Raw genomic sequence first — 6,447 nt, 5'->3', positions numbered from 1 at the left:
GGTGGTGGAGCGGTTCTGCCGCGTCCCCCCGCCCGACGAGGGTGCGGTGCGGCGCGAGGAGGCCACGCCCGACCCGTCGGCGTGAGGGGCCCCCGTCGCACCCTGGCCAGGGTGCTCGGTGGGAGGATGGGCGCATGACCGACGTCACGCAGCCGGACGCCCCGGCCGACCTCTTCGACCCGCTCGGTGTCGACTGGACGCCGGTGTCGCCGCGGCTCGCGTCGGCGCGGCTCATCGTGACCGCGATCTGGATGGGTCCGCTGCTGCTGGCCGGGGTCGCGCTCGCGGCCCTCACGCAGGTCGCGTGGCTCTGGTCGTTCCCCGCGCTGGTGCTCGCGCTGGTCGTGTGGATCACGGTGCTCGTGCCGCGCCAGGTGCGCGCGATGCGCTACGCCGAGCGCGCGGACGACCTGCTGGTGCGCCGCGGGATCATGTTCCGGCAGCTCGTCGTCGTGCCCTACGGCCGCATGCAGTACGTCGACGTGACGGCGGGTCCGCTCGCGCGGAAGCTCGGCATCGCGTCCGTGCAGCTGCACACCGCGTCGCCCGCGACGACGGCGACCATCGACGGGCTGCCCCCGCAGGAGGCCGCGCGGCTGCGCGACCGGCTCGCGTCCCGCGGCGAGGCGCGGCTGGCGGGGCTGTGAGCGGCACGACCGCGCCGCCGGCGGTCGACTGGCGGCGCATGCACCCCGTGACCCCGGCCCTCAAGGGCTGGAAGATCGTCGTCGCGGTGCTGGTCGTCGTGGGCTACCAGGCGGCGGACGACGTGCGGCGGCTGCTCGAGCTCGTCGACGGGTACCGCTGGGTCGTCGTCCTCGGCGGGCTCGCGGCGGTCGCCGTCGTCGGCTTCGCGTACTCGGCGCTCGCGTGGCGCATGACGCGGTTCGCGGTGACCGACGACGCCGTGCACCTCAACACCGGCATCCTGTTCCGCCAGCAGCGGCAGGCGCGGCTCGACCGACTGCAGGCCGTCGACGTCGTGCAGCCGCTGCTCGCGCGGCTCGTGGGGCTGGCGGAGCTCAAGCTCGAGGTCGCGGGCGGGTCGGGGTCGGGCGTGAGCCTCGCGTTCCTGCGGGAGTCGGACGCGCTCGCGCTGCGGGCCGAGCTGCTCGCGCTCGCCGCCGGTCTCCAGCGTCCCGGGTCCACCGCAGTGGCGGCCGGCGTCGACGGCGCACCCGGTGCGCTGGACGGTGACGCGTCGACGGGCGCGGCGGACCCGACGGTCGACGGCGCGGTGCCGCCGGCCGCGCGGTCGTCGGTGGCCTTCGAGGCCGCACCCGAGCACCAGGTGTACGAGGTGCCGATGAGCCGGCTGGTCCTCGCCACGCTGCGCTCCGGCGCGACGGTCGGCCTCGTCCTCGCGGCGGTCGTCGCCGTCGCCGCGGGCGTGCTGAGCCGCACCTTCGCGACCGTGTTCTTCCTGCTGCCGATGTTCTTCGGCCTCGTCTCGTACGTGTGGTCCCGCATCAACCAGGGCGCGAGCTTCCGCGCGGCGACGTCGCCCGACGGCATCCGCCTGCGCCACGGCCTGACGGAGTCGCGGGCGCAGACCGTCCCGCCGGGGCGCGTGCAGGCGATCCGGATCAGCCAGGGGATGTGGTGGCGGCGGCCCGACTGGTGGCGGGTCGAGATGAACGTCGCGGGGTACTCGCCGTCGGGCGAGCAGCAGCGCGACACCGTCCTGCACCCGGTCGCGACGCGCGACGAGGTCCGCACCGCCCTGTGGCTGGTCCTGCACGACCTCGGCGTCGACGACCCGGTGGGCGTCGTCGACGCGGCCCTGACCGGCACCGACGAGGCGCACGGGTTCGCGGTCGCCCCGCGTCGCGCGCGCTGGGTGGACCCGCTGGGCTGGCGGCGGCACGGCGTGCTCGTCACGCAGCGCGCGCTCGTCATCCGGCGCGGGCGCTGGTGGCGGCAGGTCGACGTCGTGCCGCACGAGCGCACGCAGTCCCTCGGTCTCCAGCAGGGGCCGCTGCAGCGACGTCTCGGGCTCGCGTCGTTCGTCGTGCACTCGACGCCCGGGCCGGTCAGCCCGGACATCGCACACCTCGACGCCGGGGTCGCGGTCGCGCTGCTCGACGAGCAGTCGGAGCGCGCGCGGACCGCCCGTGCGAGCGAGGGTCCGGAGCAGTGGATGCGGAAGTTCGCCCTGCCCGCCGTGGTGCCGGGCCAGGTGGGTGCCGCGGAGCCGGCGTCGGCCGGCCCTGCCGCGGCGTCGGTCCTGCCGGACGGCGCCGTCGTGGCTCCGGACGACGGCGCGTCCCCGGGCGGGTCTTCGCTCGTCGACGGACCCGCGGTCGCGGGCGAGCCGCCGACTCGCGGTCCCGAGGCGGGGACACTGCGGACCGAGCCCGGGGCGGGCGGGTGACGCGTCCGGGCCGGCTGGGCGTGGGCGTGGTCGGCACGGGCCGCGTCGGGGCAGTCCTGGGCAACGCGCTGCGGGGAGCCGGTCACCCGGTCGTCGCGGCGTCGGGCATCTCCGAGGGGTCGCGCGAGCGTGCGGAGGCGCTGCTGCCGGGTGTGCCGCTCGTCGAGGTCCCGGAGGTCGTGCGCCGCGCGGAGCTCGTGCTGCTCACGGTGCCGGACGACGCGCTGACCGACCTGGTGACCGGGCTCGGCGACCTGGGCGCGTGGCAGCCGGGCCAGATCGTCGTGCACACGTCGGGGCGGTTCGGCACCGACGTGCTCGCGGCCGCGCGCGCGGTCGGTGCGATCCCGCTCGCGATCCACCCCGCGATGACCTTCACGGGCACGTCGCTCGACCTGTCACGGCTCGCGGGCTGCCCGTTCGCGGTCACCGGGCCGAACGCCGTCCTGCCCATCGGCCAGGCGCTCGTCGTGGAGATCGGCGGCGAACCCGTGGTGGTCGACGAGTCCGCGCGCGGGCTGTACCACGCGGCGCTCGCGCACGGCGCGAACCACCTGGTCGTGCTGGTCGCGCAGGCGGCGCAGGCGCTCGCGGCGGCGGGCGTCGCCGACCCGGGCCGGATGCTCGGCCCGCTGCTCGAGGCCGCGCTCGACGGTGCGCTGCGCGCCGAGTCGCCCGCAGACCCGTCGGGCGACCGGGGCGCGGGCGCGATCAGCGCGCTCACGGGCCCGGTCCGCCGCGGTGACGACGGCACGGTGCGCGAGCACGTCGCGGTCCTCGGTGCGCTCGGGGCGAGCACCGGGGCGGTCGACGTCCTGGCGGGCTACCGCGCGCTCGCCCGGGCCGCGACGCAGCGGTCGCTCGCCGCGGGTCTGGTCCCCGACGCGGCCGCGACCCGGCTGCTCGACGCGCTCGCCGGGGGTGACACCCCGGACGTGACGTCCGCCACCCCGGCAGCGGCACCGGGCATGACCGGGGATGCTGGATGGTTGGAGCAGGAGGGACGACCCGCCGACGACCCGTCGCGCGGGTCCGACGACGGGCCGACCGGCCCCGACCGCCCGCAGGAGGACGAGCGATGACGATGACGAGGCCGGTGCTCGCGCGCACGCGTGACGAGCTCGCGTCGGCCCTCTCGGACCAGGACGCGCAGGCGCGCGGCACGAAGCCGTACCGCCGCGCGGTCGTCATGACGATGGGCGCGCTGCACGCGGGCCACCTGTCGCTCGTCGCGCACGCGCGCGAGCTCGCGGACGTGGTGGTCACGACGATCTTCGTCAACCCGCTGCAGTTCGGCCCGACCGAGGACCTGTCGCGCTACCCGCGGGACCTCGACGGCGACCTCGAGCTGCTCACGGGACCGGGCCTGCTGGGCGCGGGCGACGTGGTGTTCGCGCCCGACGTCGCGGTCATGTACCCGGACGGGGACCCGACGGTCCGGGTGAGCGCGGGCCCGATCGGCGACGTGCTCGAGGGTGCGGCGCGGCCGGGACACCTCGACGGCGTGCTCACCGTCGTGCTCAAGCTGATGCACCTCACGCGACCCGACGTGGCGCTGTTCGGCGAGAAGGACGCGCAGCAGCTGGCTGCGATCCGCGCGATGGTCCGCAGCCTCGACGTCCCGACGGAGGTCGTGGGCGCGCCGCTCGTGCGGGACGTCGACGGCCTGGCGCTGTCGAGCCGCAACGCCTACCTGTCGCCCGACGAGCGGCAGCGTGCGCTCGGCCTGTCGCGTGCGCTGCGTGCGGGCGCCGAGTGGGCGCGCGCCGGCGCGGGTGCGCAGGACGTGCTCGACGCGGCCCGCACGGCCCTCGCGGCGGCGGGCGTCGCGGACGACGACGTCGACTACGTCGCGCTCGTCGACCCGGACGACTTCACCCCGGTCGCGGAGACCACCGCCGGCGTCGCGCTGCTGCTGCTCGCGGTGCGTGTCGGGACGACGCGGCTGATCGACAACACGGCGGTGACGCTCGGGGCGTCCCGCCGGCCCGACGGCGTGCTCGCGCCCGGGGCGGACGCGCAGGAAGGAGCCCGCGCATGACGACGCTGCAGCGGACCATGATGACCGGCAAGATCCACCGGGCGACCGTGACGCAGGCCGACCTGCACTACGTCGGCTCGATCACCGTGGACGCGGACCTGCTCGCGGCAGCGGACCTGCTGCCCGGCCAGCAGGTTGACGTGGTCGACGTGACCAACGGGTCGCGTCTCACGACGTACGCGATCGCGGGTGAGGCCGGCTCGGGCCAGGTGTGCATCAACGGTGCCGCCGCGCACCTCGTGCACCCGGGCGACGTCGTCATCCTCATCGCCTACGGCCTCATGTCGGACGCCGAGGCGCGGACGTACCAGCCGCACGTCGTGCTGGTCGACGCCGAGAACCGGATCGTCGAGCTCGGCGAGGACCCCGGCCGGGTGCCCGACGAGTGGACGGAGCAGGCGGGCCTGGTGTCGAGCGGCGTGCCGTTCGCGGTGGGCCGCGACCTGGTCGAGCACCCGCACCCCTTCCCGCAGGCCGGCACCGACCGGTGACGACGGTCGCGGACCGGGCCGCCGGCGCCCCGGCGACGACCCCCGTGCCTGCAGCCCGTCCGGGCTCCGGCACGGCGACGCGTCTCGCGACGCGGCTCGCCGCGCCCGCGGCGGGCTGGACGGTCGAGGCGGACGCGGTCGTCGTCGGCTCGGGCATCGCGGGCCTGACGGCCGCCCTCGAGCTGCGCACGCGCGTGCCGCGCGTCCTGCTCGTCACGAAGGACGCGCTGGTCTCGGGCTCGACGGTGTGGGCGCAGGGCGGCATCGCCGCGGCGCTCGACCCGTCGGACTCCCCGGCGGCGCACCTGCAGGACACGCTCGTCGCGGGCGTCGGCCTGTGCGACCCGCGCGCGGTCGAGGTGCTGGTGACGGAGGGTCCGGCGCGCGTGCGCGAGCTCGTGGCGCGCGGCGCGGTGTTCGACACGCAGCCCGACGGCCAGATCTCGCTGACGCGCGAGGGCGGGCACCACGCGGACCGCATCGCGCACGCGGGCGGCGACGCGACGGGTGCGGAGATCTCGCGCGCGCTGGTCGCGCAGATCGAGGCGGTGCGCGACGACCCGGGCATCGAGGTCATCGAGCACGCGCTCGTGCTGGACGTGCTCACCGGCCCGCCCGGACCCGACGGCACCCCCGGTGCCGCGTGCGGCGTGACGTTGCACGTCATCGGCGAGGGGCAGCGTGACGGCGTGGGCGCGGCGCTCGGACGGGCCGTGGTGCTCGCGACGGGCGGCATCGGGCAGGTGTTCCGCTCGTCGACGAACCCGGCGTCGGCGACGGGCGACGGCATCGCCGCGGCGCTGCGGGCCGGTGCCGTGCTGGGCGACGTCGAGTTCGTGCAGTTCCACCCGACGGTGCTGTGGCTCGGCGCGGGGGTGAAGGGGCAGCTCACGCTCGTGTCGGAGGCGGTGCGCGGCGAGGGCGCGCTGCTGCTGGACACCGACGGCGTGCGGTTCATGCCCGACGTGCACCCGATGGCCGAGCTCGCCCCGCGCGACGTGGTCGCGCACGCGATCGTGCGACGCATGGCCGACACCGGCGCGGACCACGTGTGGCTCGACGCGCGCCACCTCGGCGCGGAGTTCCTGCGGCGCCGGTTCCCGACGATCCACGAGCGGCTGCAGGAGCACGGGATCGACCTCGCGAACGACCTGGTCCCGGTCGCACCGGCGCAGCACTACCACTCGGGCGGCGTCGTCACGGACCTCGTCGGGCGGACGTCGGTGCCGGGCCTCTACGCGGCGGGAGAGGTCGCGTGCACCGGCGTGCACGGAGCGAACCGGCTGGCGTCGAACTCGCTCCTCGAGGGTCTGGTGTTCTCGACGCGGGCCGCCCGGCACATCGCGGAGAAGGTCCAGGCGGGTGCGTTGCCGCGTCGGACGCCGCAGGAGCGGGCCGGGGACGCCGCCCTGGTCGCCGCCGCCGCACGCTCGCGCGTGCAGCGGATCGCGACCGACGGGCCCGGCGTGCTGCGGTCCGGCGACGGGCTGACGCGCGCGGTGTCCGCGCTCGCGGCCGTGCCGACCGACGCGCACGAGCGC

At 76.5% G+C, this 6,447-nt stretch carries 6 protein-coding genes; all 6 read left to right on the top strand.

Annotated elements, in window-relative coordinates; translation table 11 throughout:
- Nucleotides 1-134: 134 nt before the first annotated feature.
- Nucleotides 135-647, top strand: coding sequence for a PH domain-containing protein (locus CTKZ_RS19310; RefSeq protein WP_124344440.1), 513 nt, complete (start codon nt 135-137; stop codon nt 645-647).
- Nucleotides 644-2,374 (top strand): PH domain-containing protein, encoded by a 1,731-nt coding sequence (locus tag CTKZ_RS19305; RefSeq protein ID WP_235843563.1) that lies wholly within the window; start codon nt 644-646, stop codon nt 2,372-2,374. Before CTKZ_RS19310 ends, CTKZ_RS19305 begins: the two co-directional genes overlap by 4 nt.
- The gene (locus CTKZ_RS19300; RefSeq protein ID WP_124344439.1) at nt 2,371-3,456 is read left to right on the top strand and encodes a Rossmann-like and DUF2520 domain-containing protein; all 1,086 of its coding nucleotides are present in this window, start codon (nt 2,371-2,373) and stop codon (nt 3,454-3,456) included. The genes CTKZ_RS19305 and CTKZ_RS19300 overlap by 4 nt, the downstream gene beginning before the upstream one ends.
- Entirely contained in the window at nt 3,453-4,415 is a 963-nt protein-coding gene (gene panC, locus CTKZ_RS19295) for a pantoate--beta-alanine ligase (protein WP_124344438.1), read from the top strand. Before CTKZ_RS19300 ends, panC begins: the two co-directional genes overlap by 4 nt.
- Nucleotides 4,412-4,906, top strand: coding sequence for an aspartate 1-decarboxylase (gene panD, locus CTKZ_RS19290; RefSeq protein ID WP_124344437.1), 495 nt, complete (start codon nt 4,412-4,414; stop codon nt 4,904-4,906). Before panC ends, panD begins: the two co-directional genes overlap by 4 nt.
- 44 nt (nt 4,907-4,950) lie before the next feature.
- Nucleotides 4,951-6,447: L-aspartate oxidase (locus CTKZ_RS19285; protein ID WP_124344436.1), on the top strand; the 1,497-nt coding region annotated here is incomplete at its 3' end.

The organism is Cellulomonas algicola (genome assembly GCF_003851725.1).
GTDB lineage: Bacteria > Actinomycetota > Actinomycetes > Actinomycetales > Cellulomonadaceae > Cellulomonas > Cellulomonas algicola.
The sequence above is the reverse complement of the archived record's forward strand: the minus strand, read 5'-3'. Positions and strand labels throughout refer to the sequence as shown.

Coding starts and splice junctions, on each gene's coding strand:
- panD (WP_124344437.1), top strand. CDS start 4,412: ATGACGACGCTGCAGCGGACCATGATGACCGGCAAGATCCACCGGGCG.
- CTKZ_RS19310 (WP_124344440.1), top strand. CDS start 135: ATGACCGACGTCACGCAGCCGGACGCCCCGGCCGACCTCTTCGACCCG.
- panC (WP_124344438.1), top strand. CDS start 3,453: ATGACGATGACGAGGCCGGTGCTCGCGCGCACGCGTGACGAGCTCGCG.